Annotated in this window: 5 protein-coding genes; all 5 read left to right on the top strand. The window is 75.5% G+C overall.

Annotated features, from left to right (window positions below):
• On the top strand, nt 1-475 hold a 475-nt coding region (locus DZF91_RS03635; RefSeq protein WP_147340976.1), incomplete at its 5' end, for a DUF881 domain-containing protein.
• Nucleotides 476-492: 17 nt separating this feature from the next.
• Nucleotides 493-825 (top strand): small basic family protein, encoded by a 333-nt coding sequence (locus tag DZF91_RS03630; RefSeq protein WP_117356081.1) that lies wholly within the window; start codon nt 493-495, stop codon nt 823-825.
• Nucleotides 822-1,583, top strand: a complete 762-nt coding sequence (locus tag DZF91_RS03625; RefSeq protein ID WP_117356080.1) for a DUF881 domain-containing protein — start codon at nt 822-824, stop codon at nt 1,581-1,583. Before DZF91_RS03630 ends, DZF91_RS03625 begins: the two co-directional genes overlap by 4 nt.
• Nucleotides 1,584-1,958: 375 nt before the next feature.
• Complete coding sequence (locus tag DZF91_RS03620; RefSeq protein ID WP_117356079.1) at nt 1,959-2,492, top strand: FHA domain-containing protein; 534 nt, start codon at nt 1,959-1,961, stop codon at nt 2,490-2,492.
• 125 nt (nt 2,493-2,617) lie between these two features.
• Nucleotides 2,618-2,950 (top strand): transcriptional regulator FtsR (gene ftsR, locus DZF91_RS03615; RefSeq protein WP_147340975.1); only part of this gene is annotated, 333 nt, incomplete at its 3' end.

The following is a 2,950-nucleotide window of genomic DNA, read 5'->3' as shown; positions in this document are numbered from 1 at the left end:
CGACCGCGACCTCGCCGCCGCCGAGGCCGCCGCGGCGGCCCGTCCCGCCGCCGGCCCCGCGCTCGTCGTCACCCTGGACGACGCCCCCGGCGAGCACGGCTCCGATGCGTCCGAGGACGACGGCCGGGTCTATGATCAGGACCTCCAGAGCCTGGTCAACGGGCTCTGGGCGGCCGGCGCCGACGCCGTCGCGATCAACGGGCTGCGGCTGACCCCCACCACGGCGATCCGCACGGCGGGCGAGGCGGTCCTGGTGGACTACCGTCCGCTGACCGGCCCGTACGAGGTCGTCGCGCTCGGCTCCGCCGGACGGCTGCGCGCCGCGTTCACCGGCTCGGACGCCGACCGGCGGCTCGCGGCCCTGCGGGACCGCTACGGGATCCGGTACGCGGTGCGCACCGACGACTCGGCCAGGCTGCCCGCCGCCGCGCCGGCCGCGCCGCGCTACGCCCGGCCGGCGGGGGAGAGGCAGTGAGAGGTGAGGGTGGTGCGGTGGTCGCGCTGATCGGGCTGGTCGCGGGAGTGGTGCTCGGGCTGGTCTTCCAGCCGACCGTGCCGCTGTGGCTGCAGCCCTACCTGCCGATCGCGATCGTCGCGGCGCTGGACGCGATGTTCGGCGGCGTCCGCGCGCGGCTGGAGGGCGTGTTCGACGAGAAGACCTTCGTGGTGTCGTTCGTCGGCAACACCATCCTCGCCGCGCTCATCGTCTTCCTCGGCGACCAGCTCGGCGTCGGCTCCCAGCTGTCCACCGGGGTGGTGGTCGTCCTCGGCGTCCGGATCTTCTCCAACGCCGCCGCCATCCGACGCAAGCTGTTCGGCGCATGAGCGACGCCGCGAAGCCCCCCGGAACGACTCGGACGACCGGCGGGGAGGACGGTGCCGCGGGCACTCCCGAGCGTCCCCGCCGGCCCCTCGCCCCGCTCACCGACATGCTCCGGCCCCGGCTGACGCGCGGGCAGCTCGCGGGCGCCCTGCTCAGCCTCGTGCTCGGCTTCGCCGTCGTGGCGCAGGTCCAGGCCAACAACCACGACACCAAGTTCGCGACGGCCCGGCAGGACGAGTTGGTCGGGATCCTGTCGGACCTCACCCAGCGGTCGGAGCGGCTGCGCGGGGACCTGCGCGACCTGGAGAACACCAAGGCCGGGCTGGAGCGCGACGCGCGCGGCCAGACCGCCCTGGAGGAGGCCCGCCGCCGCGCCGACGACTACGGGCTGCTCGCCGGCACCGTCCCGGCGCAGGGCCCCGGCGTGGAGATCACGGTGACCGACCCGCGCCGCGCCGTCCGGGCCGCCAACCTGCTGGACGCCCTGGAGGAGCTGCGCGACGCCGGCGCCGAGGTCGTCCAGGTCGGGGACGTGCGGACCGGGGTGGACACCTACTTCGTGGACGGTCCCGAGGGCGTCCTCGCCGACGGGAGGTTCCTGCCGCCGCCCTACCGGATCCTCGCCATCGGCGACCCGCACACCATGGCCACCGCGCTCGGCATCCCGGGCGGCGTCGTCCGCACGCTGCGCGGTCTCGGGGCGGAGGTCACCGTCACCCCGCGTGCGCGGATGACCGTCAGCGCGGTACGGTCGGGTTAGGGGATCACGGGGGATCGGACCGCGAGCGCGGCCCGCGACGCCCCGCGCGTGCGCTCCCGCGGGCGTCCCGGGTCAAGCGCCGGTCACCGCGAGGTGACGGGCGGGTGTCCCGCCGCCGTCCGCGCGGCGGCGTAGACCTGCGATCATTGTCGAAGGTAGCGTGGGGGCGACCGGCTGACCGTTCCGGTTGACCCCCCGGGCCTCACCCGCGTAAGTTGCGGCAACCGTCGCGATGGCGAGTGTCGTGCCGGGAGCACGAGCACCCGGGTCGGGACGGTGACCCGGCGTGGGTTGGACGAAGGATGCGCGGGGCGCGGGCGGCAGCCGGACGGGGGCCGCGGGCGCCGCGCCGGAGGTAGGAGGCCGAGCCGATCGATGCCGAGCGTCTACTGCACGCAGTGCGGTCACGCCAACCCGGATGATGCCCGTTTCTGCTCGAACTGTGGCACTCCGCTGACTCGCAGTGGCCAGCAGCCCCCGCCTCCCCGGGAGTCCCCGGGCGAGTCCACCTCGACGATCTCCATCTCCGGGATCGAGGCGTTCGCCGAGGCCGGCGAGCCGGGGCCGCCCGCGTCGTCCCAGGTCTCCGTGGACGCGCTGCCGCCCGGCACCGCGCTGCTGGTCGTCGAGCGCGGCCCGAACGCCGGGAGCCGCTTCCTGCTCGACAAGGACCGGACCTCCGCCGGCCGCCACCCGGAGAGCGACATCTTCCTCGACGACATCACCGTGTCCCGGCAGCACGCCGAGTTCGCCCGGCACGAGGGCGGGTTCTCGGTGCGCGACGTGGGCAGCCTGAACGGCACCTACGTCAACCGGCAGCGGATCGACCAGGCCGGCCTGTCCGGCGGTGACGAGGTGCAGATCGGGAAGTTCCGGCTGGTGTTCCTGACCAGCCCGCAGCACGGCTGAGCTTTCCGGCGCGGGCGGGCGCCCGCGCCGGGACGCCGGGGGAGCCGGTGCCCCGCCCCGTCCGGGGCGGCGCACGGCGCGGGAACGGGCAACGCCAGGCGGGAGGCGGCGACGATGGGAGGGCGATGAGCGCGCAGGCCGCCCGGGCCCTGATGACGATCGGGGACGTCCTCGGGCTGCTCCGGGCCGAGTTCCCGGACATCACGATCTCCAAGATCCGCTTCCTGGAGGCGGAGGGGCTGGTCGAACCGCAGCGCAGCCCGTCGGGTTACCGCAAGTTCGGTGACGCCGACGTGGCGCGGCTGCGGTTCGTGCTGACCGCCCAGCGCGACCACTACCTGCCGCTGCGGGTCATCCGGCAGCACCTGCAGGCGCTCGACCGGGGCGAGACCCCGCCGCCGCTCGGCTCCCGCCGTCCGGCGGCCCCCGAGCCGCGCGCGGGCGACCCCGCCGGCGCG

Source organism: Actinomadura logoneensis, from assembly GCF_003428695.1.
GTDB lineage: Bacteria > Actinomycetota > Actinomycetes > Streptosporangiales > Streptosporangiaceae > Spirillospora > Spirillospora logoneensis.
The sequence above is the reverse complement of the archived record's forward strand: the minus strand, read 5'-3'. Positions and strand labels throughout refer to the sequence as shown.